This is a genomic window from Klebsiella sp. EMBS2024 (assembly GCF_036233805.1).
Taxonomy (GTDB): domain Bacteria; phylum Pseudomonadota; class Gammaproteobacteria; order Enterobacterales; family Enterobacteriaceae; genus Klebsiella; species Klebsiella pneumoniae.
In genome coordinates this window covers 633,093-658,992 of sequence record NZ_JAZARW010000001.1, presented here as the reverse complement: position 1 = coordinate 658,992, position 25,900 = coordinate 633,093, and the positions used below count along the sequence as shown (strand labels likewise).

Sequence of the window (25,900 nt, the reverse complement as noted above, 5' to 3'; positions counted from 1 at the left end):
TTTTTTGCAATTTGACTACATCATTATTGGTGCCGGCTCCGCCGGCAACGTTCTGGCAACACGACTGACTGAAGATCCAAACACCACCGTCCTGCTGCTGGAAGCCGGCGGCCCTGACTACCGGTTCGATTTCCGCACCCAGATGCCCGCCGCGCTGGCTTATCCGCTGCAGGGCAAGCGCTACAACTGGGCCTACGAAACCGAACCGGAGCCGTACATGAACAATCGCCGCATGGAGTGCGGACGCGGCAAAGGGCTCGGCGGCTCCTCGCTGATCAACGGCATGTGCTACATTCGCGGTAACGCGATGGATCTGGACAACTGGGCCAAAGAGCCGGGTCTGGAACACTGGAGCTATCTCGACTGCCTGCCCTACTACCGGAAAGCGGAAACCCGCGATATCGGGCCTAACGACTACCACGGCGGCGATGGCCCGGTGAGCGTGACGACGCCGAAGCCGGGCAATAATCCGCTCTTCGAGGCGATGGTTGAAGCCGGGGTGCAGGCGGGCTATCCGCGTACCGACGATCTCAACGGCTACCAGCAGGAAGGCTTTGGCCCGATGGACCGCACCGTGACGCCGCAGGGCCGTCGCGCCAGCACCGCCCGCGGCTATCTCGACCAGGCGCGCGGTCGCCCGAACCTGACCATCCGCACCCATGCGCTGACCGATCACATTATTTTTGCCGGCAAGCGCGCGGTGGGCGTCGAGTGGCTGGAGGGAGAGAGCACGATCCCGTCAAAAGCGACGGCCAACAAAGAGGTGCTGCTGTGCGCCGGGGCGATTGCCTCGCCGCAGATCCTGCAGCGCTCCGGCGTGGGTAACCCGGAGCTGCTCAGGCAGTTCGATATCCCGGTGGTGCACGATCTCCCCGGCGTGGGTGAGAACCTGCAGGACCATCTGGAGATGTATCTGCAGTACGAGTGCAAAGAGCCGGTATCGCTCTACCCGGCGCTACAGTGGTGGAACCAGCCGAAGATCGGCGCCGAGTGGCTGTTCGGCGGCACCGGCATCGGCGCCAGCAACCAGTTCGAAGCGGGCGGTTTTATCCGCAGCCGCGCAGAGTTCGCCTGGCCGAACATTCAGTACCACTTCCTGCCGGTGGCGATTAACTACAATGGCTCCAACGCGGTGAAAGAGCACGGCTTCCAGTGCCACGTCGGCTCGATGCGTTCGCCCAGCCGCGGCCACGTGCGCCTGAAGTCGCGCGACCCGCACGCCCATCCGGCGATCCTGTTTAACTATATGTCCCATGAGCAGGACTGGCAGGAGTTCCGCGACGCCATCCGCATTACCCGGGAGATCATGAACCAGCCGGCGCTGGATAAGTATCGCGGCCGCGAAATCAGTCCGGGAATAGAATGCCAGAGCGATGCCGAACTGGATGAGTTTGTGCGCAACCACGCCGAGACCGCGTTCCACCCGTGCGGGACCTGTAAGATGGGTTACGACGAGATGGCGGTGGTCGATGGCGAGGGCCGCGTCCACGGTCTGGAAGGATTGCGGGTGATCGACGCCTCGATCATGCCGCAGATCATCACCGGCAATCTCAACGCCACCACCATTATGATCGGCGAGAAGATGGCCGACGCCATTCGCGGCCGCCAGCCGCTGCCGCGCAGCACCGCGACGTATTATGTCGCTGGCGACGCGCCGGTTCGCCGTTAACAGGTCAATGCCGGGCGGCGACTACGCCTTGCCCGGCCTACCCTGAGGCGATGTAACGTAGCCCCGGTAAGCGCAGCGCGACCGGGGTGCCGTTCCGGGTTTTGACCCCATAGGTTGATGTTAGCGAAACGCCTCCAGGCGCTTAATCTGCTGACCGTCGGCAGTAAAGTTCTCCGCCGCCAGCCACGCCCGCAGCGCCGCATCGCGCGCAGGCCACTCGCCGTCGATGATGGACAGCATATCGCTGTCGCGCGTCCGCCCTTTACGCACCAGCCTCTGCCGCAGACGTCCTTCCCAGCTAAAGCCCAGCCGCTCGGCGGCGCGGCGCGAGGCGACATTCATCGAATCGCATTTCCACTCCAGCCGACGATAGCCATGGTCAAAGCCGTTTTTGAGCAGCAGCCAGACCGCTTCGGTACCCAGCGGGGTGTTTTTCATCCGTCGCGACCAGGTGACATGGCCGATCTCAACCGTACCCATTTCCCGCTCGATCGCCATATAGCTGACGATGCCTACCGCCTGCTCGCTACGCAGATCAACCACCGCATACGGCACCAGGGCATCATCATTCACCTTGCCCGCGATCCAGTGGGCGGTCGCCGCCACGCTCTCCGGCCGCGTAGACGCCAGCCACGTCCAGTCGCTGTTGTCGCCGAGCGCATAGGCGGCAAACAGATCCGCCGCATGACGGTCAACGTCCAGCGGCTCCAGGCGGCAAAAACGGCCATTTAACGCCGTCCGCCGCAGGACTTGCGCCCCCTGCCAGCCAGGGACCAGGTCGTTCACCTGCTGGCCATACTCATTGATTTCCGGCACACCCACCTCCTCGCAATAGACAATGCGTTATAGCAAGAACCCCGCAGCGGAGAAAGGCGCTTCTGCGCGACCGGCAATAACCTGTCGTTCTTGAATATGCGTTTTTAGCATAAGGATATCCTTATTTTGACTTTACGCCTTATGGCAAGCGGCCTAACGTAGCGAGGCATAAAACAATAAAATAACCATTCTTCAGGGATTGCACATGACCAAAAAACTGTTGCCTTTACTGCTACTGTCGGCGCTCTCCGCCGCCGCGCATGCCGCCACGCCGCCCAACACGCTGGTGGTCGCCCAGGGTCTCGACGATATCGTCAGCCTCGACCCGGCGGAAGCGAACGAACTCTCCAGCATTCAGACGGTCCCCAGCCTCTATCAGCGTCTGGTGCAGCCCGACCGCAACAACCCTGAAAAAATCGTACCGATCCTCGCCGAAAGCTGGCAGGCCGATCCGGCGGCGAAAACCCTGACCATTAAACTGAAGCCGGATGCCAAATTCGCCTCCGGTAATCCGCTGCGCCCGGAAGATGTGATTTTCTCTTACACCCGCGCGGTGACGCTGAATAAATCGCCGGCGTTTATTCTCAACGTGCTCGGCTGGCAGCCGGACAACATCGCCAGCCAGCTGAAAAAGGTTGATGACCATACCCTGACGCTGCACTGGACCGCCGACGTCAGCCCGGCGGTGGCGCTGAATATTCTCTCTACCCCCATCGCCTCTATCGTGGATGAAAAACAGGTGGCGCCGAACGCGAAAAATAACGACTTCGGCAACGACTGGCTGAAGATGCACTCGGCGGGCAGCGGGGCCTATAAAATGCGCGTCTACCAGCCGCATCAGGCCATCGTGCTGGAGGCCAACGCCAGCTCCCCCACCGGCGCGCCGAAGATCAAGAGCATCATTATTAAAAACGTCCCCGACCCGGCTTCCCGCCGCCTGCTGATCCAGCAGGGGGATGCCGACGTGGCGCGCGATCTCGGCGCTGACCAGATTGCCGCCCTGCAGGATAAACCCGGCGTGAAGGTGCTGAGCATCCCGTCCGCCGAGCAGAACTACCTGGTGTTTAATACCGCCAACAGCGCCAACCCGCTGCTCAATAATCCGGCATTCTGGGAGGCGGCGCGCTGGCTGGTTGATTATGAGGGCATCACCAAAAATCTGCTGAAAGGCCAGTACTTTATTCACCAAAGCTTCCTGCCTGCCGGCCTGCCGGGGGCGCTGGAGACCAATCCGTTCACCTTTGACCCGCAAAAAGCTAAGGCTATCCTCGATAAAGCGGGCATTAAGGATGCCCACTTCACCCTCGATGTGGAGAACAAACCGCCGTTTATCACCATCGCCCAATCGCTGCAGGCCAGCTTTGCCCAGGGCGGGGTGAAGGTGGATCTGCTACCCGCCGCCGGCAGCCAGGTCTATGCCCGGGTGCGCGCGAAGCAGCATCAGGCGGCGATCCGCCTGTGGATCCCGGACTACTTTGATGCCCACTCCAATGCCAGCGCCTTTGCCTGGAACGATGGTAAATCCAGCACCGTGGCCGGGCTCAACGGCTGGCAGATCCCTGAGCTGAATAAAGCCACCCTCGCCGCGGTGGCGGAGCCGGACCCGGCGAAACGCCTCGGCCTGTACAAAACGATGCAGGAAACCCTGCTCCAGCATTCGCCGTACGTCTTTATTGACCAGGGGAAAACCCAGATCGTGGTGCGTGACAACGTGAAGGGCTATCAGCAGGGACTGAACGCCGACATGGTCTGGTACGATAACGTGACCAAGTAAGCGGGTTTTGTCACCGGGTATGGCGGCCTTGTCTGCCCGGATGACCGACTCCTCACCCGGGCCCGGTCGGCATCGCGCCGCCGGGTACAATGCTGATATACCAGGAATTTCCATTTTCCATGCCATCGTTTTCCACTCACCTTACCCGCCTGCTGCAGGGGCTGTTTACGCTGCTGCTCACGCTGTTCGGGCTGTTGCTGGTCACCTTCTCGCTCTCCGCGCTGTCGCCCGTCGACCGCGTACTGCAGATCGTCGGCGACCATGCCAGCCAGTCGACCTATGACCAGGTTCGCCATCAGCTGGGTCTCGACCAGCCGCTGCCGGTGCAGTTCTGGCACTACCTGGTCAACCTGGCCCATGGCGATCTTGGCATCGCCAGCGCCACCGGCCAGCCGGTGCTCCACGACCTGCTGGCAGTCTTCCCGGCGACCCTTGAGCTGGCGACCCTGGCGCTGATCGTCGGCGCGGTACTGGGCATCGTCGCCGGGGTGCTGTGCGCCCGTTACGCCGGTTCGCCGTGGGATCTGGCGGTTCGCACCTTTACCCTGTTGGGCAACTCGGTGCCCATTTTCTGGCTCGGCCTGCTGATGCTGGCCCTGTTCTACGCCCGGCTGCAGTGGGCGCCGGGCCCGGGTCGCCTCGACGATATTTATCAGTACACCGTCGAGCCACGCAGCGGTTTTGCGCTGATCGACACCTGGCTCTCCGGCGATACCGCGGCGTTTAAAAATGCGATCGGCCATCTGGCGCTGCCGGTGCTGGTGCTGGCCTATTACTCGCTGGCCAGCATCACCCGCCTGACCCGCTCCGCCTGCCTGAGCGAGATGAACAAAGAGTACATTCTGCTGGCGCGGGCCAAAGGGGCCGGAGAGATGACGATTCTGCTGCGCCATGTCCTGCCCAATATCCGCGGCACTCTGCTGACGGTGACCGCCCTCGCCTGGACCTCCATGCTCGAAGGGGCGGTGCTCACCGAAACCGTCTTCTCGTGGCCGGGGATCGGCCGCTATCTCACCACGGCGCTGTTCGCCGGGGATACCACGGCGATCATGGGCGGCACGCTGCTGATCGGCGTGAGTTTTGTGCTGATCAATAACCTGACCGATCTGCTGGTACGGTTAACCGATCCGAGGGTGCGCTGATGCCGACTTATCTGTTTTTACGCCGTCTGCGCCGCTCACCCGCCGCCTTCAGCGGCCTGACCCTGGTGATCCTGCTGGTGCTGACCGCGCTGTTCGCCCCGTGGCTGGCGCCGCACGATCCCAACTGGCAGGATGCCGCCGCTCGTCTGCAGGGGCCCGGGGCGGGACACTGGCTCGGCACAGACAGCTACGGCCGCGACCTGCTGTCGCGCTTGCTCTACGGCGCCCGCCCGGCGCTGGGTCTGGTGGCGCTGGTGACCGCCATTACCCTGCCCGTCGGGCTGCTGGTAGGTATCCTCTCCGGCTACTATGGCGGGTGGCTGGAGCGGATACTGATGCGCTTTACCGACGTGGTGATGTCGATGCCGCGCCTGATCCTCGCCTTCGCGTTCGTGGCGATGCTTGGCCCGGGGCTGGTCAACGGCGCGCTGGCGTTAGCCCTGACCACCTGGCCGGCCTACGCCCGTCAGGCGCGCAGCGAAATTCAGCGCCTGCGCCATAGCGACTACCTCGCCGCGGCGGAGATGCTGGGCATTCGCGGCGGGCGGCTGCTGGTCGGCCATATTCTGCCGCTGTGTCTGCCGTCGGCGATTGTCCGGCTGGCGCTCGATCTGGCGGGCATTATCCTCGCCGCCGCCGGGCTCGGCTTTCTCGGCCTGGGCGCCCGCCCGCCGATGGCGGAGTGGGGAGCGATGATTGCCGACGGGATGCAGGTGATTTTCGACCAGTGGTGGATCGCCGCCATCCCCGGCGCGGCGATCCTGCTTGCCAGCCTGGCGTTTAACCTGCTGGGCGATGGCCTGCGCGATATTCTGGAGCCGCAACATGACTGACATCCGACTGACCGTCCAGGGACTCGCCGTCGACTATCCCACCGCCCGGGTGGTGGACAACGTCAGCTTCACCCTCGGCAACGAGCGGCTGGCGCTGGTGGGCGAATCCGGCTCCGGCAAATCGATGACCGCCCGGGCGCTGATGGGCCTGGTGCGCAAGCCCGGGGTGGTGAGCGCTGAACGGCTGGAGGTGCTGGGGCGCGATGTGCTGACCCTCAGCGCCCGCGGCTGGCGCGCGCTGCGCGGCAACGATATCGCCATGGTGCTGCAGGACCCGCGCTATGCGCTGAATCCGGTGCAGTCCATTCAGACGCAGCTGGAGGAGGCGTTAACCCTGCATCAGCGTCTCAGCCGCCGCGCGCGCGCCGAGGCGGTCAAAGACGCCATCGCCGCCGTCGGTCTGGATCTGCCGGTCCTCAGCCGCTATCCCGGCGAACTCTCCGNCGGGATGGGACAGCGGGTGATGATCGCCCTCGCGCTGCTCAATAACCCGAAGGTGCTGATAGCCGACGAGCCGACCTCGGCCCTCGACGCCCGCCTGCGCAACCAGATCCTCGAGCTGCTGGTGGAGCAGAGCGCGCAGCGGCAGATGGCCATGTTACTGATCAGCCACGATCTACTGCTGGTAGCCGCGCATTGCGATCGCGTGCTGGTGATGTACCAGGGGAGACAGGTCGACGAGATGCCGGCGCGGGCGCTGCCGAGCGCGACGCACCCTTACACCCGCACCCTGTGGACCTGCCGGCCAAATGCCCACACCTACGGCCAGATGCTGCCGACCCTCGACAGAACCCAGGACTTTACGGAGACAGCCCATGGCGATCGTTAATCTTCAGGATTTACAGGTTACATTCGGCGCGAAGACGGCGGTCTCCGCCGCCAGTTTCCGTGTCGACGCCGGGGAAACCTTCAGCCTGATCGGCGCCTCGGGCTGCGGCAAATCGACGATTTTGCGCGTGCTGGCCGGATTGCAGCGTGAATGGCGCGGCAGCGTGGATCTGCTCGGCCAGGCCATTATGCCGGGCGCCCGCTTTCAGGGCGATCTGCGGCGCAACGTGCAGATGGTGTTTCAGGATCCGTACGCCTCGCTGCATCCCAACCATACCCTGTGGCGCACCCTGGCGGAGCCGCTGCAGATCCACGGCATCCGCGACGTTGCCCCGCGAGTAACCACCGCCCTTGAGCAGGTGGGTCTGGCCGCCGACGCCGTGCGCCGCTATCCGCATCAGCTCTCCGGCGGCCAACGGCAGCGCGTGGCCATTGCCCGCGCCCTGCTGCTGCGCCCGCAGATCCTGCTGCTGGATGAGCCGACCTCAGCGCTGGATATGTCGGTACAGGCGGAAATCCTTAATCTACTTAATCGTCTGAAACAGGAGCACGGCATGACCTATCTGCTGGTCAGCCATGATGCCGACGTCATCGCCCATATGTCCGATCGGGCGGCGTTTATGGCGGAGGGCGTGATCCAGCGCTTTTTCGATCGCGAAGCGTTGGTCAATGGAGAGCACCGGATGAGGTGAGGTCAGCGTATGTGCGGTTGTTTTGTCGGGTGGCGCTTCGCTTACCCGNCCTACAGGATCCNCTCACAGGCTNACNCNCCGTAGGCCCGGCAAGCGNAGCGCCGCCGGGCNAGATNTCAGGCACGGTANCCNTGNTNNNGCCGGGTGGCGGCTGCGCCTTACCCGGCCTACAGGATCCNCTCACAGGCTNACNCNCCGTAGGCCCGNGCAAGCGCGCCGCCGGGCAACAGTATCCGGCCCCCTCCCCTACTTCGCCAGGCTGGCAAAGCGAGCAAAGACCGCATCAAAAATCGCCAGCCCCTGCGCCACCTGCTCAGCAGTAATGGTGCACGGCGGCACCACGTGAATGCGGTTCTCCACCACAAAGGCCAGCAGCCCGGCTTCGGTCAGGGCCCCTTTGATCGCGGCCATGTCGGCGGCGGTCAGCGGCGTTTTTTGTTCACGGCTGCTCACCAGCTCCAGCGCCTGGAACAGGCCGCGACCGCGCACCTCGCCGATAATGGCGTGCTTCTCCGCCAGCGCCTCGAGACCGGGGCGCAGCACCTCGTTGCCGATATAGGCCGCGTTCTCAACCACCTTCTCCTCTTTCATCGCGTCGATGGTGGCGACAATCGCCGCCATCGCCAGCGGATGGCCGGAGTAGGTCAGCCCCCCGGCAAAGAAGTGATCGTCAAAGTAGCGGGCAATCGGCTCGCTAATCAGCACCCCGCCCGCCGGCACGTAGCCGGCGTTAACCCCCTTGGCAAAGGTCACCAGATCCGGCACCACGCCATCCTGCTCGAAGGCGAACCAGCTGCCGGTGCGGCCAAAGCCGGCCATCACCTCATCAAGGATCAGCACGATGCCAAACTCGTCGGCCAGGGCGCGCACGCCCTGCATATAGCCTGCCGGCGGCACGAGGATCCCGGCGGTGCCGGGGATGGACTCCAGCAGGATCGCCGCGATGGCCGTCGGCCCCTCGCATTCAATGATCCGCCGCAGATGCGCCAGCGCGCGCTGGCACTCCTCTTCCTCAGTCGCGGCGTTGAACTCGCTGCGGTAAAGGTAGGGGTTGAAGAAGTGAACGTGGCCGCGGGAGAACTCATTCGGCACCCGGCGCCAGTCGCCGGTAGCGGCGATCGCGCTGCCGGTGTTGCCATGATAGGAACGATAGGCCGACAGCACCTTGTCGCGCCCGGTATAGAGCCGCGCCATGCGAATCGCGTTCTCATTGGCATCCGCCCCGGCGTTAGTGAAGAACACCTTACTGAAGCCCGCCGGCGCCAGGTCGACGATGCGCTTCGCCGCTTCGCCGCGGGCAAGGTTGGCGGTGGCGGGCGCGATGGTGACCAGGGTCTCCAGCTGCGCCTTCATGGCCGCCAGTACCCGGGGGTGCTGATAGCCAATGTTGACGTTCACCAGCTGGCTGCTGAAATCGAGCCAGGTGTTCCCCTCATAATCCCATAGCTCGCAGCCTTGCGCCCCGGCGATGACCAGCGGGTTGAGATTGCCCTGCATCGACCATGAATGAAACACATAGGCGCGATCTAATTGCCGAACTTCGTCATTGCTTACCGCGACCTCGTTGTGAATTGCCAGCTTCATACCCTGCCCTCTCTCATGTCGTAGTGGTTGGCTTCATCATTGGCCTTGGCCGCGCAAATCGGATAGAGCCAGTGCGCGCATAACGATGTGACACGGTGTCACATCCCTGCCCGTCGTCTGGCCCTGTGCCTTGTCGTCCGGCGTTTTTATAGTGAAGGGACAACCGCACAGGAGAATGAGATGGCAACGAGCAACGTAGTGTTTATCACCGGGGCGACCTCGGGTTTTGGCGAAGCGGCAGCGCAGGTGTTTGCCGACGCGGGCTGGTCGCTGGTGCTGAGCGGGCGCCGCTATCCGCGACTGAAGGCCTTGCAGGACAGACTCGCCGCCAGGGTGCCGGTGCATATTATTGAGCTTGACGTTCGTGACAGCGAGGCGGTGGCTGCCGCCGTGGCGTCGCTGCCCGCCGATTTCGCCGATATCACCACCCTGATCAACAACGCCGGGCTGGCGCTGTCGCCGCTGCCGGCGCAGGAGGTGGCGCTGGAGGACTGGAAAACGATGATCGACACCAACGTCACCGGTCTGGTGACAGTCACTCACGCCCTGCTGCCGACGCTGATCCGCCATGGCGCCGGGGCGAGTATTATCAATATCGGCTCGATCGCCGGGCAGTGGCCCTATCCCGGCAGCCATGTGTATGGCGCCAGCAAGGCGTTTGTGAAGCAGTTCAGCTATAACCTGCGCTGCGATCTGCTTGGCACCGGCGTGCGGGTCACCGATCTGGCGCCGGGGATTGCCGAGACCGAATTCACCCTGGTGCGTACCAAAGGCGACCAGGCGGCATCGGATAAGCTCTATCGCGGCACCACGCCGCTGAGCGCGCACGATATCGCCGAGCAGATGTTTTATATCGCCACGTTGCCGGCGCATATGAACATTAACCGGGTGGAGGTGATGCCGGTGCGTCAGGCATGGCAGCCGTTCGCCATCGATCGGGATTAAGCGAAACCCGACGCATCCCCTGCCGGCGCTGCCGGCAGGGGATGCAGGCCGGACTAACGGCTGCTTTGCAGAAACTGCCTGACGCGTTCGGAGTCAGGCTGAGTGAAGAACTTCTCCGGCGGCGCCTTCTCTATCAGCAGCCCCTTCTCCAGAAACACCACCTCATTGGACACCTGGCGGGCAAAATCCATCTCGTGGGTCACCACCACCATGGTGTAGCCCTCGGCGGCAAGGGCTTTCATTACCCCCAACACCTCATTAACCAGTTCCGGATCCAGCGCCGACGTCGGTTCATCGAAGAGAATAACTTCCGGCGACATCGCCAGCGAACGGGCGATCGCCACCCGCTGCTTCTGTCCACCGGAGAGAGTGATCGGGTAGACATCGGCTTTGTGCGCCATGCCGACTTTCTCCAGCTGCTGCATGGCCATGGCCTTCGCCTCGTCTCGTTTCATGCCCTTAACGTGCAGCAGCGCCTCGCTGACGTTTTGCTGAACGGTCAGATGCGGCCACAGGTTAAAACTCTGAAAGACCATCCCCACCCGCTCGCGGATTTTGGCCAGCTGGCGGTGCGACATCGCCCGGCCTCGCTGTTCATCAATCCCCAGTCGCTGACCGCCGATATGAATTTCGCCGCGGTCCGGCTGTTCCAGCCAGTTCATACAGCGCAGCAGTGTGGATTTTCCCGACCCGGACGAGCCGAGAATACTCACCACGGTCCCCTTCTCCACCGTCAGGTTAATATCCCGCAGGACTTCCACATTATCGAACTGTTTGGAGACGTTTTTGACGCTTACGGCAATAGACTCAGGCATGGCTCATTCCTCTTTTGGCTCCCCAGGCGGTCAGGCGCTTAATCAGCAGCTCCAGCAGAATGCTGATCGCCCAGTAAAGCCCAATGGCGACGATAAAGGCGTTAAACGGAATAAAATAGGTCGCCTGGACGCTGTTGGCGGCGGCGGTGATCTCCTGAACGGTAATAATGCTCAGGAAAGCGGTGTCCTTCAGGCAAATAATCAGCTGATTGCCGATCAGCGGTAAGGCGGAAGAGACGATATTGGGTAAAATAATCCGCCGGAAAATGGCATAGCGCGAAAAGCCCTGAGCAATCGCCGCTTCAATATATCCGCCGGAAAATACCCGCCGCTGGCTGCGCAATATTTCAAAGAAATAGGCGCCATGATAAATAATCAGGGCCAGTAAACCGGCGGTCCACGGCTCCATGCTAATACCGAGCTGCGGCAGCCCGTAATACAGAAGATAAGCGAGGATCAAAAAAGGGATCGCACGCATCAGGCTGACGAAACCAATAATAATCCGGTTAATCACTTTCTTTTGATATTCGCTAAAATAACACAGCGCAATACCGATAATCAGCGCCGCCAGGGCGGCGGTAATAAACAGTTCGAGGGTCGCGAATAACCCGGCAATAAAGCTATCGCGAACCGACCAGATAACGCCCCACTGATTCATAATGCCTCCCGTTCCTAGCGCGCCAGACGCCTGGCTTTACGTTCCGCGATACCCTGCAGCTTCAACAAACAGCCGATGATCACCACATACAGCAGGCCGGCGGCGAGGATCGGCGACAGCGGCTCGTAGGTGACCGAGGAGATACGGTTGGTGACCCGGGTGAGATCCACCACGCCAATCACGGCGATGGCCGGGCTACCTTTGATCAAAAAGGACATCTCATTGACCAGCGCCGGCAGGCTCTCGATCCACATCTGCGGCAGCATGATGTAGCGGAAGTAGGTCCAGCGGCGCATTCCCACCGACTCCGCCGCCTCCCGCTGTTCGCGCGGAAAGGTGCGGAAGGCGTTGCGCCAGATCTCAGCGTTAAACGCCGACGTGTTAAGCGTCAGCGCCACGATGGCGGCCACGTTCTTGTCGAGGTTAATGCCCATCGTCGGCAGGGAAAGGAACAGAAACAGCACCAGCGTCACCAGCGGCGTTGCGCGGGCCAGACTGATATAGACCACCAGCAGCTGGTCGATCACCGGCAGGCGCAGCATCCGTACCAGGGCGATCAGCAGGCCCGCCACCACCCCGAAGGCGATAGCGATGGCCGAAATCCAGAGGGTCGTCCATGCGCCTTCGATTAATAACTGCCAGGAAATTGCATCCATGAGGCCCTCCTTCTCAGCAACAGGCGGCGGTCGCCCGCCGCGGAATATTACAGTCCGGCGAGTTTGTGAAACTGTTCCGGGCTGGTGATCGCCTCGGTCGGCAGGTTGTCATAGGTTTCGCCAAACCATTTTTTCTGCAGCTCGGCGAGCTTGCCGGTCTCCTTCATGTGGTTCATAAACTTGGTCATATAGGCCAGCAGCTGCGGCGAGTTTTTCGGGATCGGCCACGCCATATACCCCGGTCCGGAGACAGCCAGCCCTTTGGCGAAGACCTTCGGTTTGGCTTTCGCCAGGTCGTTTACCGAGATCACCACGTTAATCACGTAATCCAGTCGCTTATTCGCCAGGTCGGCGTAAGCTTCCGGATAGGAGGGATACTCCACCACCGGTCCCAGCTTGCCGCCGGTCTTCTCCAGCATCGCCTTCAGCTCCGGCAAACGCGCCAGCAGCGCGCTCCCGGCCTGTAACCCCACTTTTTTGCCGCTGAGATCGGCAATCGTATTTAACGAAGTATCACCAGCGCGTTTGACGAAATAGTGCTGCGCGGAGGCCCACGGTGGGGTGAAATCAAAAACCTTCAGCCGCTCATCGGTAATAACCGCCCCGGTTAAGGCCATATCGTATTGCCCGGTGGAGACGGCCGCTAATAATCCGGTCCACGGTAATATGCTCTGGTCGACATGGAATTTGGCGTACTTACGTAATTCCTCAAGCATATCTTTGTTAAAGCCATCGGCCTGGCCATTATTCATAAAGTTAAACGGCGCATAATCATCTTCCGTCGCCACTTTCAAGGTGCCGGATTTTTCTATTTCCGGAAGATCGGCCGCGACGGCGTGATAAGAAAAAGCGACCGTTAATACAGCGCTCAGACACATTGATGCCAATGATTTTTTCATTATTTCACCCCTGATGGATTGGCCAGACGGGTTCATTCCAGAACGCGAAAAGGTTTCTGCAAAATAGTGGCCGGGGACGTTCCGGTCCACGGCGGCTGAATACGTTTTTAATGTGGGAGCGTTTTTCAATTCCGTATAGAGCCAGATGGGCCGCATCGCTGTGTCAGATGGCGGCAGGGTGGTATGGAATTTGCTGAGTGTAACGGGTGGTCGCAATGCGTTATTGCCAGAGGAGCCCCGTATGATCCGTCACCTGTTACACGTTGATTTTCAGCCTGGCCGCGGTTTGCAGGAACAGGTGCGAGAGACGCTGGTGAATGCCATTCTCAGCGGGATCTTCGCCGCCGACACCCCGCTGCCCTCCTGTCGCCAGCTGGCCAGCCAGCTTCGCGTCTCGCGCAACACCACCGCGCTGGTGTTTGAAAGTCTGGTCAACGAGGGCTACCTGATTAGCCGCCCACGAAGCGGTTACTACCTGCATCCCGACTATCATGAAGCTTCGCCTGCCGCCGTCGAGAGTGCACCGCAGCGCGAAGCCGCTGCACCACGCTGGGGCGACCGGCTGCAGATGACCCCCAGCCAGCAGGAGTCGATACTCAAACCGGCGGGCTGGATGCACTACCGCTACCCGTTTATCTACGGCCAGCCCGATACCCGGCAGTTCCCGCTGGCCACCTGGCGCTCGGCGGCGAACTGGCTGCACGGCGGGGTGCGCGACCCGGCGTGGGTCATCGACCATATTGACCAGGATGTGCCGATGCTGATCGAGCAGATCCGCACCCGGGTGCTGCCCAAGCGCGGCATTGTCGCCGCGCCGGATGAAATTCTCATCACCCTTGGCTCGCAAAATGCGCTCTACCTGCTGACCCGACTGCTGCTCTCTTCCACCACCCGCATTGGCGTCGAAAACCCCTGCTTTCGCGAAGCCATCAACACCTTTCTGCTCGCCGACGCCGAGGTGGTGCCGCACCCGGTGGATGAAGAGGGGATCGTGCTTAATGAGCGTCCCTGCGATTACTACTATGTCACCCCCGGCCATCAGGTGCCCACCGGGGTGACCATGAGCAGTGCGCGGCGTCGCCAGCTGCTGGAGCATGCCGCCCGCCATGACGCAGTCATTATTGAAGATGATTATGACTCGGAGAGTAACTTTACCCTCAACCCACTGCCGGCGCTGAAGGCCAGCGATCGCAGCGGCCGGGTGGTGTATGTCAGCAGCCTGTCAAAAGCGCTGTCACCGGGGCTGCGGTTGGGGTTTATGGTCGCCGACCCGGACCTGATCGACGAGGCGCGCGCCCTGCGCCGGCTGGTCTATCGCCATCCGCCGACCAACATTCAGTACCAGATGGCCCACTTCCTTGCCCAGGGCCATTATGAAACCCATCTGCGGCGCTACCGCTACGACTCCGCCCAGCGCTGGGAGCGCCTGCACGCCGCCCTGCAGCGCTATCTGCCGTCGTGTCGCGCGCTGGCGGGGAGCGAACATGCTAACGCCTTCTGGCTGCAGACCCCGGCGCAGATCAACACCCAGCAGCTCACCTGGCGCGCCGCCCACGCCGGCGTGCTGATTGAGCCCGGGGCGCGCCATTTTCTCAGCGCCGCGCCGCCGGATAACTACTTTCGCATGGGATTCCACGCCATTAACCCTGACGCCATCGCCCAGGGGGTGGAGGTCCTGCGCGGCCAGCTGGAGCAGATGGGTTAGCGGTATTGTTCATACTCAACGGCGTCGCGCACGCTGAGCAGCGCCGGGCGCAGACTGTCGAAAGGCACCGATCCGAGCGCAATGCGCAGCGCCTGCGGGATCGTGGCGGAGACGCAGAACGGCTCGGCGGTCGACACCGAAATACGGCGTTCCATCAGCGCATTCGCCAGTCGATCGGCCCGGCTCTCTTCACCCAGAGGCAGCCAGACAAAGTACGAATCGGGATGACTGACGACGGGAAGCCCACAAAGCACCTCGCGGGCCACCTGCTGCCGCTGTCGCGCATCCTGTCGTTTCTGCGTTTCAAAGCGGGCCACCGTGCCATCTTCAATCCAGGCGCAGATCAGCGAACTTATCAGCGTCGGCGTATTCCACGTCGTGGCCCGGATGGCACGCTCAATCTCCGGCCGGTAGCGCGGCGGAGAGATCACCACGCCCACGCGCAGTCCGGTGGCGATATTTTTTGAAAAACCGGTGACATACACCGTTCTTTCCGGCGCATAGCTGATCACCGGCGGCGGCGGACGGCTCACCAGCCGGGCGTAGGCGGCATCTTCAATAATCAGCAGGTCGTGCTGGCGCGCGAGATCGGCCAGCGCCTGCCGCTGCCCGGTGTTGAGCACCCAGCCCAGCGGATTGTGCAGCGTCGGCATGGTATACACCGCCCGCACCCGCCGCTGCTGGCACAGCGTATGAAGCGCCTGCAGGTCCGGCCCCTCCGGTCGACAGGGGATCGCCGCCAGCTCCAGATGATACAGCGCCGCCAGAACCTTGAAGCCCGAATAGGTCAGCGCATCCACCGCCACCACATCCCCCGGACGTAACAGCCCCATGACGGTCACTGCCAGCCCGTGCTGTGCGCCGTTGACGATCAGGACATTTTCCGCATCCGGCGTAAAGTGCTGGCAGGTCAAATGGCGGGCGATAATTTCGCGCTCGGCGAGCCGCCCGGCATGAGGCTGATAGCGCAGATGCGAGTCAATATCGCCCGCCATCGCCAGCTGCCTGAGCGCCTCGCGCAGCGCATCGCCCTGCTCCGGCAGCGAAGGGTAGTTGAAATTGAGATCCACGACATCGGCGGCCACCACCTGCTGATCGACCCCGTGCCCCGGCGGCAGCGAGAGGTCGCGCACGAAGGTGCCGCGGCCGGTTTCGCCGCTGACCAACCCCATCTCTTCCAGTTCACGGTAGACGCGCGTGGCGGTGGCCAGCGAGAGGCGTTCTCCGGCGGCAAGGGTACGGTGCGTCGGCAGACGGGTGCCTGCGGGCAGCTGCCCGCTGCGGATCGCCTGGGCATATCGGTCGACAACGGCTTTATATCGGGCTTTCATCGTGAAATGTATCTATGACAATAATTTGATTGTATTAGATTGAGCACATTACCATCGCCGCAGACGATGCTCAAGCGGGCACAGCNNNNTCTGATAACGCGAGGTTAACGTGGTAGATTCAACACTGGATAAATCGGTGCCCGGTCCCTGGTCCGGATGGCTTCATGGTTTACTGGGGGTGATTATTTTTAGCGGGTCGCTGCCCGCGACGCGGCTGGCGGTGCAGGATATGGATCCGTTCTTATTGACCTTTCTGCGCGCCTCCATCGCCGGGCTGCTTGCCGTCGCGCTGCTGGTCGGCTTTCGCCAGAAACGCCCGCGCCTGGCGCAGCTTGTGCCCTTGATCATCGTCTCATCAGGGGTGGTGATCGGCTTTCCCCTGCTCACGGCGCTGGCCCTGCAGCGCATTACCTCGGCGCATTCGATTGTGTTTATTGGCCTGCTGCCGCTGATGACCGCCCTCTTCGGCGTACTGCGCGGCGGCGAACGCCCGCGGCGGGCTTTCTGGATCTTTTCGCTGCTGGGCAGCCTGCTGGTGGTGGGATTCGCCCTGACGCAAAGTGCGGCGGCCTCACTCAGCGGCGATCTGCTGATGCTGGCGGCGGTTATCGCCTGCGGCCTCGGCTATGCGGAAGGGGCAAAGCTGACGCGGGAGCTCGGCGGCTGGCAGGTGATCTGCTGGGCGCTGGTGATAGCCCTGCCGTTGATGCTCCCCGCCTCGCTGATGGTTCAGCCCGCGTCCTGGCATGCCATATCGGCCTCCTCCTGGGCGGCGCTCGGCTATGTGTCGCTCTTCAGCATGCTGATCGGTTTCATCTTCTGGTACAAAGGGCTGGCCGCGGGCGGGATCGCCGCCGTCGGCCAGCTCCAGCTATTGCAGCCGTTCTTCGGGCTTGGCCTGTCGGCGGCGCTGTTGCACGAAACCGTCAGCCCCTTGATGCTGGCGGTTACGCTGGGCGTGGTGCTGTGCGTGGTGGGCTCGCGCAAATTTGGCCGTCAGCGGGTTGTCGCAGGGAGCGGGAGCCATGATTGACCGCCCCGTCATCCGCCGTCCCGGGTCGCGGCGGTGTAACCGCCTTACCCGGGCGACAGCATGATAAACGGCTGGAGGTCGCGTCGCCGGGGAGGACGACCGTCTACACCGGCCGCGCGTACTGAAGCATCACCTGCAGCAGCACGTTGGCGCCGGCGGCGACGTGCTCCGGCGAGGCATACTCAATTTCGTTATGGCTGATCCCGTCCTTGCAGGGGATAAAAATCATCCCGGTGGGCGCCAGGTAGCTCATATACACTGCGTCATGCCCGGCGCCGGAGACGATCGGCCGCGCCGGATAGCCCAGCCGCTGCGCGGCATCGGCAATGGCCTGCTGGCATTCGGCATCGAACGGCGCCGCCGGATAGTGGCTTACCTGCTTCAGGGCCACCTGCAGACCGCTCTCCCGCTCAACCTCCGCGATAAACGCCCGCAGCTGGCGATCCATCTCGTCCACCAGCGCATCGCTGAGATTGCGCATATCAATGGAGAAGGTGACCTCCCCGGGCACCACGTTGCGGCTGTTGGGCCACACCTGCACGCTACCGACCGTGCCGCGTCCCTCTTCGCTGCGCCCGGCAATGGCCACCACTTCCTGCATAATGCGGGTCGCCACCTGCAGGGCATCCTGACGCAGGTGCATCGGCGTGGGTCCGGCGTGCGAGGCCTGGCCGGTGACCACGCAGTCGTACCAGCGGATCCCCAGCACGCCCTGCACGATACCGATGGTTTTCGCTTCATCTTCGAGAATCGGCCCCTGCTCAATGTGCGCCTCAAAATAGGCGCCGATGGGATGGTCCCCCGGGGTCTGCTCGCCGATATAGCCGATCTGCTCCAGCGCCTCGCCGACGCTGACACCCTCTTTATCCGTGACGGCCCAGGTCTCTTCCAGCGGGAAGACGCCGGCAAAGACCCCGGAGCCCATCATCACCGGTACAAAGCGCGACCCCTCTTCGTTGGTCCAGAACACCACCTCAATCGGCGCGTCGGTGGCAATCTGCAGATCGTTGAGCGTGCGCACCACCTCCAGCGCCGCCAGCACGCCGTAGTTGCCGTCAAATTTGCCGCCGGTGGGCTGGGTGTCAATATGGCTGCCGGAGACGATGGGCGGCAGGCCGGGGTTGCGGCCTTCCCGGCGCATAAACACATTGCCGATTTTATCGATGGTGACGCTCATCCCGGCCTCCCGCGCCCAGCCTATTACCTTGTCCCGCCCCTGGCGGTCGAGGTCGGTGAGGGTCAGACGGCGGCAGCCGCCCTTCGGCGTGGCGCCGATCTGCGCGAGATCCATTAACGACGCCCACAGGCGGTCGCCATTGATGCGCCAGCCGGTGGTGTCGGTCGCGGGGGTAAAAAGTACATCACTGCTCATGGTAGTCTCCTGACATCAAGGTCGCCGCCAGCGTAACCGGCGGTGGGAATGCGCTATCAACGCCTGGTCTTCATCCTGTATGGTTTTTTGCCGCCGATCAGACGGCCAGGGCCTGGGCGTTAGCGTCAATCGCCAGCTCGCGCCAGCGGTGGCAACTCACCGCGTGGCGCTCCGCGACGGATTCCGTCGGCGGCAGACTCTGCTCACAGACCGGGCGACGGTGCGGGCAGCGCTCGGCAAAGGCGCAGCCGGGCGGCAAGCGCGCCAGATCCGGCGGCGCGCCGGGAATGCAGTGCAGGGCATCACCTTTCTTAAGCCCCTCTTTCGGCCGACTGCCCAGCAGCACCTGGGTATAAGGATGGNGCGGGTGGCGCAGGATCTCGCTCATCGACGCTTCCTCGACGATCCGCCCGGCGTACATCACCGCCACCCGGTCGGCGATCTCCACCGCGGCGCCGATATCGTGGGTCACAAACACGATCGACAGCCCGCGCTGCTTTTGCTGCTCGCGCAGCAGGATCAGGATCTGGATTTGCACCGTGGCGTCGAGGGCGGTGGTCGGCTCATCCGCCAGCAGCAGCTGCGGGTTACAGGAGAGCGCAAGGGCGATCATCGCCCGCTGGCGCATTCCGCCGGACATCTCGTGCGGGTAAGCATCCAGCCGCCGCTCGGGGCTGGGAATGCGCACCTGGCGCAGGGCCTCCAGCGCCCTGTCCCGGGCCGCCTGGCGCGACAGCCCTTCGTGGCGGCGCAACCCTTCAATAATCTGCTGCCCGACGGTGTAGACCGGATCGAAGGCCAGCAGCGGCTCCTGAAAAATCATCGCGCAGCGTCCGCCGCGATAGCGCCGCAGCTGGCTGGCGCTCATCGTCAGCACCTCGTCGTCCCCCACCTGCAGGGTGCCGGAGAGCTCACTGCTCCCTGGCGGGTGCAGGCGCATCAGCGCCCGCAGGGTCACGCTCTTGCCGGAACCCGACTCGCCAATCAGCGCCATCACCTCCCCCTTTTGTACCTCAAAGGAGACCCCGTTGACCGCGTTGATGGTCTGTCCGTCGCGGCGAAAGACGACCCGCAGGTCGCGCACATGGACAAAGGCGTTATCCGACATGGCTGACCTCCTTAAGGGGGATGCTTTGATGCCAGGGCGAGGCCGGCTGCGCCATCAGGCAGGCGCTCTGGTGCCCCTCCCCGACCGCCTCCAGCCGCGGTTTCACCTCGGCGCAGACCGCCTTCGCATGCGGGCAGCGGGTGTGAAAGCGGCAGCCGCTCGGCGGCGCGATGGGGCTGGGGGGATCGCCGCTTAGCGGCGAGGTCAGGGTGCGGTTTTCCGGGTCCATGGAGGGCATCGAGCTTAACAGCGCCCGGGTATAGGGGTGGGCGGAGGCGGTAAACAGCTGCTCCGCCGGGCCAATCTCCACCACTTCGCCAAGGTACATGACGAGGATCCGATCCGACAGCCAGCGAACCACGTGCAGATCGTGGCTGATGAACACGTAGGTCAGCTCGAGAGTCCGTTTAAGCTCCTGCAGCAGCTGCAGCACCTGGGCTTCCACCGATTTATCCAGCGCCGACACTGCCTCATCGAGGATCACCAGCCGCGGCTTCATCGCCAGCGCGCGGGCGATATTCACCCGCTGCCGCTGGCCGCCGGAGAGCGCATGCGGGTAGCGGTCGGCAAAGCGCGCCGGCTCAAGGCCAACGTGCGCCAGCAGATAGCGGGCATATTCGCTGGCCTCTCTGGCGCTGACGCCGTGGACGCGCTGGCCGAAGGCGATGCTCTCCTCCATGGTCAGGCGCGGATTGAGCGAAGCATAGCTATCCTGGAAAACCATCTGCACCTGGCGACGGTAGGCTTTCAGCGGCAGACGTGACGAGCCGACCCCCTGTCCGTCGAAGATCAGTTCGCCGCTGTCCTGGGTGAGCAACTGCATCAGCAGCCGGGCGGTGGTCGATTTGCCGCAGCCCGACTCGCCGACCACCCCCAGGGTTTCGCCTTTCATCACCGTGAAGCTGATATCGTCCACCGCCTGCACCACCTCCCGGCCTTTGCCGCCGCGAAAGTACTTCAGCAGGTGATTGACCTTCAGCAGCGGCTGCGCCGGCCCGCCAAGGTCGATATTGATAAAGGGTTGCATCGCTTACTCCTTAATCGCCATTGCCGCACGCAGGCGGTCCGCGAGGATATTGAACGAAATGGAGGTGATAAAAATCATCAGGCCCGGCAGGGCGGCCACCCACGGCTGGGTATAGATTGCCGTGCGCAGCGTATTGAGCATCAGCCCCCACTCGGGCTCCGGCGGCCGCACGCCGAGGCCGAGAAACGACAGGCCGGAGGCGAGGATCATGCACACCGAAATCAGCCCGGTGGAGAAGACGAAGATCGGCCCGAGCACGTTGCCCAACACCTGGACGCGGATAATGGTCAACGCGTTGGCGCCAGTGGCCCGGGCGGCGTCGATATAGTCCATATGCCGCACCTGGGCGGTCACGCTCTCGGCAATCCGCGCCACCTGCGGGACAAACACGAGGGTCAGCGACAACAGCGCATTGCCGATGCCCGCCCCCAACGCTCCCGACAGCGCAATCGCCAGCAGGACGGAGGGAAAGGCATAGAACACATCCACGGTGCGCATAATCACGGTATTGGTTTTGCCGCCCGTATAGCCGGCGATAATCCCGATGGCCCCGCCGATAAAAAAGGCGAACACCACCGGGACAATTCCCATAAACAGCGACAGTCGGGTGCCAAGGATCAGCCGCGACAGCATGTCGCGTCCCAGCTCATCCGAGCCCAGCGGGAAGCCATCGCTGCCGATGGGTTTCAGGCGCAGGAACATCGACGTTTGATAGGGATCTTTGACGATAAGCCACGGACCGAACAGCGCCAGGGCCAGCAGCAGGAGGATCACCACGCCCACCACCACCCCGCCGGGGTCGCGCAGTAGGCGGCGCAGCACGCCGCGCCAGTAACCTTGCCGGGAAGCGTGGGCCGCTGCGGCCGGGACCGCTTTCGTCGTTGCTGTATCCACCATGGTCAGCTCCTCTTAATACGCGGGTCGAGGGTGGTCTGCAGAATATCCACCAGCAGGTTGAGCAGCACGAAAAACAGCGCCAGCACCCAGATGGTGCCCTGCAGCAGGGGCAGGTCGCGCTGAAAAATGGCGGTATTGAGCAGCAATCCGGTTCCCGGCCAGGAGAAAACGGTCTCCACAAGGATCGAGCCGCCCATCAGATAGCCCACCTGCAGCCCCATCACCGCCAGCGCGGTGGGCGCGGCATTTTTCATGACATGGACAAAGATGCGCGACTCGTTGAGCCCGCGGGCGCGCAGGCCAACGATAAACTCCTGGCTGAGGATATCGGCCACCTGCGAGCGCACGGTGCGGGCGATAATCCCGGTCGGGATCACCGACAGGGTGAGGGCCGGCAGCAGCATGAACTGCAGGTGCGCCCAGTCCCATTGCCAGCCCACCTCGCCTATCGGCCCGCCGCCGGTGGCCGGCAGCAGCGCGAACTTGACGCTGCAGAGGATCACCAGCAGCATCCCCAGCCAGTAGTGCGGCACGCTGACGCCAAACACCGACAATACCGAGGCCAGACGGTCAATGACGCTGTTGCGAAAATAGCCAGCGACAAAGCCGAACAGGCTGCCGAGGACAAAACCGATCGCCGTCGCCAGCAGCGCCAGGCGCAGAGAGTAAGCCACCGCGGTCATCACTTCGTCTATCACCGGGCGGCCGGTGGCGACCGACATACCAAGGTCGCCGTGCAGCGCCCGCCACAGCCAGTGGATAAACTGCAGGGGCAGCGGCTTATCAAAGCCGTAAGCCTGCATTAATGTCTGACGCAGCGCCTCCGAGGCGTCCGGCGGCATCACCGACACCAGCGGGTCGCCCGGGGCGATCTGCACCAGCATGAAACAGATCACCGCCACCCCCAGCATGGTGGGGATAGCCAGCAGAATGCGGTATAGCAGCGTATTGATCATCGGTCGCCCCTTTCGCGATTACTCTTTTTTGCTCACCAGGCTGAGGTCGATAAACCAGCTCTGCGGTTGCACCACCCCGGTCACCGCAGGGGAAATCGCACGCGGCCCGACGTCGTGGGCGACAAACAGGAATGGCACCTGATCCACCAGCGCGGCGTGCAACTCACCGGCCGCTTTGTTCATCTCCGCCGGGGTAAAGGCGTGCTTGACGGCGGCGGCCAGCTTCTCCGTCTCCGGCGTGGAAAAGTAACCCCAGTTGGTCGCCACCGGCGGAAACGCTTTGGCCGTCGAGAAGCGGATCAGGCCAAAGTAAGGATCGTTAACCGCGGCGCTGACGTTGATCGCATCGATCCCTTTCGCCGAGGGGTCCCGGGCGCCCAGGCGCCAGTTGGTAAACAGGGTGTTCCATTCCACCACTTTGATATCCACATTGAAGAAGCAGCTCTTCAGGCTCTGCTGGATATACTCGTTCATCGGCAAGGGCTGCATCTGCCCGGAGCCGGAGGCCGAGGTAGCCACCGTGACGTGCAGCGGTTTGCTGGCACTGTATCCGGCCTCGGTCATTAGCTGGCGGGCGGCGTCCGGGTCATATTTGATCTGGAAGGTGGGTTTGCCATGCCACGGGCTGTCAGCCTCGTAGACCCCAGTGGCCTCGGTCATATAGCCGCCGAGGTAGCTCTTCAGCTCAGCACGGTTCAGACACAAGTTGGCCGCTTTGCGCACGCGGATGTCCTGCCACGGCGATCCTTTTTCAAAGGAGAACTGCCAGGGCCACAGATGCGGCTGGGTGTTGGCGTAGAGGTGAAAACCCTGAGACTTGATCTGATCGATGGCGTCCGGCGCCGGGGCTTCAATCCAGTCCACCTGCTTCGACAACAGCGCCGCGGTACGGGCGTTGGCCTCCGGCAAGGGGATCAGCACCACTTTATCCACCCGGGGAATGCGATCTTTGTTCCAGTAGTCGGGGTTTTTATCGAGGATCAGCTGCTGACGCGGCACCAGCTTCTCCAGTTTGAACGGGCCGCTACCCACCGCGTGGGCGGCGAAGGCGGTCCACGCCTGTTTGCTGCGCGCGGCGCTATCTCCCACGCTGGCCGGCACCGCGTCATACTGCTTCTGCCACGCCGTCGGCGAGACGATAAACAGGTTGGTGATGTTGTACGGCAGCAGCGCATCCGGTTCCGAGGTGGTCAGCGCCACGGTGTGGTCGTCAATTTTCTCTGCGCCGGTGAGGGTCGGCATGCGCGACAGGGTGTTGCCGATCTGACCCGGGGCGTACTGCGGCGCCGCTTTATTCAGTACCTTATCCACGTTCCAGACGATGGCGTCGGCGTTCACCTCCGTCCCATCATGAAACTTCACCCCCGGACGCAGGGTGAAAATCCAGCGGCTGGTATTCTGCGGATCGATGTGCCACTCGGTCGCCAGCCCCGGCACCAGACCGCTGGGCTTTTCACCTTGCGACAGATCCCACTCCACCAGCGCGTCGTACAGCGGGATGCCGGTAAAGCGGTTGCCCTCATAGCCTTGATCCGGCTGGCCAAGGGTTAACGGAATATCCGCGGCGGTCATGGCGATCCGCAGCGTGGAGGCGTTGGCAGGTAAGGCGGCGCCCGCCAGGGCCAGTGCGCCGCTCACCGCCACGGCGAGACGACCGGCACGCGAAAATAACGTCTTTTTGTGCATCACATGATCCCTGTTAAATAAAATGTCACGGATTAACAGGCAAAATGCGTACCAGCTCTTACGCGGACGAAAATAGGTCAAAACCGACCGGTAAAATAAGAATGACTTATATTATCACCATGATAATTATGGGAAAATAATTGCGCCTTATTCCGCCGCACCGCCAGCGGGAAATATGTTGCAGAATTGCACCAGCCGCTATATGGCAAATTTCAAATAATCACTCTGCGTCACTTTTTATTCATCCCCCGTCCACCGCCGCCGCGTATTCTCCGTCGGGATCAATCCCTTCTATACTTCAGGGAACACATCGACCGGGAGAGACTATGCCTTTAGCCGATTTTCACCGCTCCGATCCTTTTACCCTCGGTATCGAACTGGAGCTGCAGGTGGTGAACCCGCCGGGTTACGACCTCAGCCAGGATGCCTCGACGCTGATTGCCGACGTCCAGCATGAGCTGACCGTGGGAGAAGCCAAACACGACATCACCGAGAGCATGCTGGAGATCGCCACCGGGGTGTGCCGCGACATCAGCCATGCGCAAATCCAGCTCAGCGCCATCCAGCAGGCGGTCCAGCGCGCGGCGCTGCGCCATCATCTGCAGATCTGCGGCGGGGGTTCCCATCCCTTTCATGCCTGGCAGCGCCAGCAAATCAGCGATAACCCGCGCTATGTCAAAACCGTCGAGCATTTTGGCTATCTGGCGCAGCAGGCGACGGTCTTTGGCCAGCATGTGCACGTCGGCTGCCAGAGCGGCGACGACGCCATCTATCTGCTGCATGGCCTGTCGCGCTTTGTACCGCACTTCATCGCCCTTAACGCCGCCTCACCGTGGTTCGACAGCACCGACAGCCGCTTCGCCTGTTCGCGCCTGAACCGCTTCTCCTCCTATCCCGACAACGGTCCGATGCCGTGGGTGGCCGACTGGCAGGGGTTTCGTCGCCTGTTCCGCCAGCTGAGCTACACCAGCATGATCGATAGCATGAAGGATCTGCACTGGGATATTCGTCCCAGCCCGCAGTTTGGTACCGTCGAGGTGCGGGTGATGGACACCCCCTTGACCCTTGCCCAGGCGATCCACATCGCCGGCTTTATTCAGACCCTGGCCTGCTGGCTGTTGACGGAGCGTCCTTTTAAGCACCAGCCTGATGATTATCTGCTGTACCCCTTTAACCGCTATCAGGCCTGCCGCTACGGGCTGGACGGGACCCTCACCGACGTGCGCAGCGGGGAGCAGCGCAGCATCCGCCAGGAGATCCTGCAGCTCGCCGACCGGCTGGCCCCTTTCGCCCATCAGCTGAAGGCGACGGCAGCGCTGGAGGCGGTGGTTCGCCAGGCGAAATCGCCGCACAGCGAGGCGCAGCAGATGCGCGACTTTATCGCCAACGGCGGTTCGCTTTCCGGGCTGGTGCAAAAACACTGTGAGATTTGGGCGGCATAAGGTAGCGAGGCGGGTATACTCGGCGCAGACTA

Annotated in this window: 23 protein-coding genes; 10 read left to right on the top strand and 13 right to left on the bottom strand. The window is 62.6% G+C overall.

Annotated elements, in window-relative coordinates; all coding sequences use genetic code 11:
- Positions 1 to 4: 4 nt before the first annotated feature.
- Positions 5 to 1,669, top strand: coding sequence for a choline dehydrogenase (gene betA, locus VZP09_RS03020; RefSeq protein ID WP_023316555.1), 1,665 nt, complete (start codon positions 5 to 7; stop codon positions 1,667 to 1,669).
- A gap of 120 nt (positions 1,670 to 1,789) precedes the next feature.
- Here betA and VZP09_RS03015 read toward each other — a convergent pair whose 3' ends face one another.
- Positions 1,790 to 2,485, bottom strand: coding sequence for a GNAT family N-acetyltransferase (locus VZP09_RS03015; RefSeq protein WP_002893466.1), 696 nt, complete (start codon positions 2,483 to 2,485; stop codon positions 1,790 to 1,792).
- A gap of 205 nt (positions 2,486 to 2,690) precedes the next feature.
- On the opposite strand from VZP09_RS03015, the gene VZP09_RS03010 reads away from it, so the two are divergent.
- The 5 genes from VZP09_RS03010 to VZP09_RS02990 all read left to right on the top strand — a co-directional run bounded on the left by VZP09_RS03010 (position 2,691) and on the right by VZP09_RS02990 (position 7,754).
- Positions 2,691 to 4,259 (top strand): ABC transporter substrate-binding protein, encoded by a 1,569-nt coding sequence (locus VZP09_RS03010; protein WP_004142499.1) that lies wholly within the window; start codon positions 2,691 to 2,693, stop codon positions 4,257 to 4,259.
- 119 nt (positions 4,260 to 4,378) lie between these two features.
- Positions 4,379 to 5,401 carry an ABC transporter permease gene (locus VZP09_RS03005; RefSeq protein ID WP_004176937.1) on the top strand — a complete coding sequence of 341 codons (1,023 nt, stop codon included), beginning with the start codon at positions 4,379 to 4,381 and terminating at the stop codon, positions 5,399 to 5,401.
- The gene (locus VZP09_RS03000) at positions 5,401 to 6,234 is read left to right on the top strand and encodes an ABC transporter permease (protein ID WP_004142505.1); all 834 of its coding nucleotides are present in this window, start codon (positions 5,401 to 5,403) and stop codon (positions 6,232 to 6,234) included. The genes VZP09_RS03005 and VZP09_RS03000 overlap by 1 nt, the downstream gene beginning before the upstream one ends.
- The gene (locus VZP09_RS02995) at positions 6,227 to 7,063 is read left to right on the top strand and encodes an ABC transporter ATP-binding protein (RefSeq protein ID WP_328794885.1); all 837 of its coding nucleotides are present in this window, start codon (positions 6,227 to 6,229) and stop codon (positions 7,061 to 7,063) included. Before VZP09_RS03000 ends, VZP09_RS02995 begins: the two co-directional genes overlap by 8 nt.
- Entirely contained in the window at positions 7,050 to 7,754 is a 705-nt protein-coding gene (locus VZP09_RS02990; protein WP_004178936.1) for an ABC transporter ATP-binding protein, read from the top strand. Before VZP09_RS02995 ends, VZP09_RS02990 begins: the two co-directional genes overlap by 14 nt.
- Before the next feature lie 246 nt (positions 7,755 to 8,000).
- Here VZP09_RS02990 and VZP09_RS02985 read toward each other — a convergent pair whose 3' ends face one another.
- On the bottom strand, positions 8,001 to 9,338 hold the full coding sequence (locus tag VZP09_RS02985; protein ID WP_032414656.1) for an aspartate aminotransferase family protein: 1,338 nt from the start codon (positions 9,336 to 9,338) through the stop codon (positions 8,001 to 8,003).
- Between the two features lie 180 nt (positions 9,339 to 9,518).
- On the opposite strand from VZP09_RS02985, the gene VZP09_RS02980 reads away from it, so the two are divergent.
- On the top strand, positions 9,519 to 10,283 hold the full coding sequence (locus VZP09_RS02980; RefSeq protein WP_004178931.1) for an SDR family NAD(P)-dependent oxidoreductase: 765 nt from the start codon (positions 9,519 to 9,521) through the stop codon (positions 10,281 to 10,283).
- Positions 10,284 to 10,336: 53 nt separating this feature from the next.
- Here the strand turns inward: VZP09_RS02980 and VZP09_RS02975 are convergent, their stop codons facing one another.
- Genes VZP09_RS02975 through VZP09_RS02960 form a run of 4 tightly spaced genes read right to left on the bottom strand, consistent with a single transcriptional unit; the run spans position 10,337 to position 13,311 of the window.
- A complete protein-coding gene (locus VZP09_RS02975; protein WP_021464385.1) occupies positions 10,337 to 11,098 on the bottom strand; it encodes an amino acid ABC transporter ATP-binding protein in 762 nt (253 codons plus the stop codon).
- Positions 11,091 to 11,756 (bottom strand): amino acid ABC transporter permease, encoded by a 666-nt coding sequence (locus VZP09_RS02970; protein ID WP_002893189.1) that lies wholly within the window; start codon positions 11,754 to 11,756, stop codon positions 11,091 to 11,093. Before VZP09_RS02970 ends, VZP09_RS02975 begins: the two co-directional genes overlap by 8 nt.
- 14 nt (positions 11,757 to 11,770) lie before the next feature.
- Entirely contained in the window at positions 11,771 to 12,412 is a 642-nt protein-coding gene (locus VZP09_RS02965; RefSeq protein ID WP_004142522.1) for an amino acid ABC transporter permease, read from the bottom strand.
- A gap of 47 nt (positions 12,413 to 12,459) precedes the next feature.
- Positions 12,460 to 13,311, bottom strand: coding sequence for a transporter substrate-binding domain-containing protein (locus VZP09_RS02960; RefSeq protein WP_002893184.1), 852 nt, complete (start codon positions 13,309 to 13,311; stop codon positions 12,460 to 12,462).
- A gap of 241 nt (positions 13,312 to 13,552) precedes the next feature.
- Here VZP09_RS02960 and pdxR point away from each other — a divergent pair, with 241 nt between their 5' ends.
- On the top strand, positions 13,553 to 15,016 hold the full coding sequence (gene pdxR, locus VZP09_RS02955) for a MocR-like pyridoxine biosynthesis transcription factor PdxR (RefSeq protein WP_328794884.1): 1,464 nt from the start codon (positions 13,553 to 13,555) through the stop codon (positions 15,014 to 15,016).
- Here pdxR and VZP09_RS02950 read toward each other — a convergent pair.
- Positions 15,013 to 16,347, bottom strand: coding sequence for an aminotransferase-like domain-containing protein (locus VZP09_RS02950; RefSeq protein WP_117021998.1), 1,335 nt, complete (start codon positions 16,345 to 16,347; stop codon positions 15,013 to 15,015). The two genes, pdxR and VZP09_RS02950, sit on opposite strands and share 4 nt — an antisense overlap.
- Before the next feature lie 124 nt (positions 16,348 to 16,471).
- On the opposite strand from VZP09_RS02950, the gene VZP09_RS02945 reads away from it, so the two are divergent.
- On the top strand, positions 16,472 to 17,380 hold the full coding sequence (locus VZP09_RS02945; protein ID WP_032415645.1) for a DMT family transporter: 909 nt from the start codon (positions 16,472 to 16,474) through the stop codon (positions 17,378 to 17,380).
- 103 nt (positions 17,381 to 17,483) lie between these two features.
- Here VZP09_RS02945 and VZP09_RS02940 read toward each other — a convergent pair whose 3' ends face one another.
- From VZP09_RS02940 to VZP09_RS02915, 6 genes are all read right to left on the bottom strand, one after another.
- Positions 17,484 to 18,752: a Zn-dependent hydrolase gene (locus VZP09_RS02940; protein ID WP_328794883.1), complete on the bottom strand. Its 1,269-nt coding sequence runs from the start codon at positions 18,750 to 18,752 to the stop codon at positions 17,484 to 17,486.
- A gap of 97 nt (positions 18,753 to 18,849) precedes the next feature.
- Positions 18,850 to 19,860 carry an ABC transporter ATP-binding protein gene (locus VZP09_RS02935; RefSeq protein WP_328794882.1) on the bottom strand — a complete coding sequence of 337 codons (1,011 nt, stop codon included), beginning with the start codon at positions 19,858 to 19,860 and terminating at the stop codon, positions 18,850 to 18,852.
- A complete protein-coding gene (locus VZP09_RS02930) occupies positions 19,850 to 20,887 on the bottom strand; it encodes an ABC transporter ATP-binding protein (RefSeq protein WP_004223507.1) in 1,038 nt (345 codons plus the stop codon). The genes VZP09_RS02935 and VZP09_RS02930 overlap by 11 nt, the downstream gene beginning before the upstream one ends.
- A gap of 3 nt (positions 20,888 to 20,890) precedes the next feature.
- Positions 20,891 to 21,784 (bottom strand): ABC transporter permease, encoded by an 894-nt coding sequence (locus VZP09_RS02925; RefSeq protein WP_032414654.1) that lies wholly within the window; start codon positions 21,782 to 21,784, stop codon positions 20,891 to 20,893.
- A gap of 2 nt (positions 21,785 to 21,786) precedes the next feature.
- Positions 21,787 to 22,740 carry an ABC transporter permease gene (locus tag VZP09_RS02920; protein ID WP_004178910.1) on the bottom strand — a complete coding sequence of 318 codons (954 nt, stop codon included), beginning with the start codon at positions 22,738 to 22,740 and terminating at the stop codon, positions 21,787 to 21,789.
- A gap of 18 nt (positions 22,741 to 22,758) precedes the next feature.
- A complete protein-coding gene (locus tag VZP09_RS02915; protein WP_004191441.1) occupies positions 22,759 to 24,426 on the bottom strand; it encodes an ABC transporter substrate-binding protein in 1,668 nt (555 codons plus the stop codon).
- Positions 24,427 to 24,752: 326 nt separating this feature from the next.
- Here VZP09_RS02915 and VZP09_RS02910 point away from each other — a divergent pair, with 326 nt between their 5' ends.
- Positions 24,753 to 25,868, top strand: a complete 1,116-nt coding sequence (locus VZP09_RS02910) for a YbdK family carboxylate-amine ligase (RefSeq protein ID WP_004176954.1) — start codon at positions 24,753 to 24,755, stop codon at positions 25,866 to 25,868.
- The last annotated feature ends 32 nt before the right edge of the window (positions 25,869 to 25,900 follow it).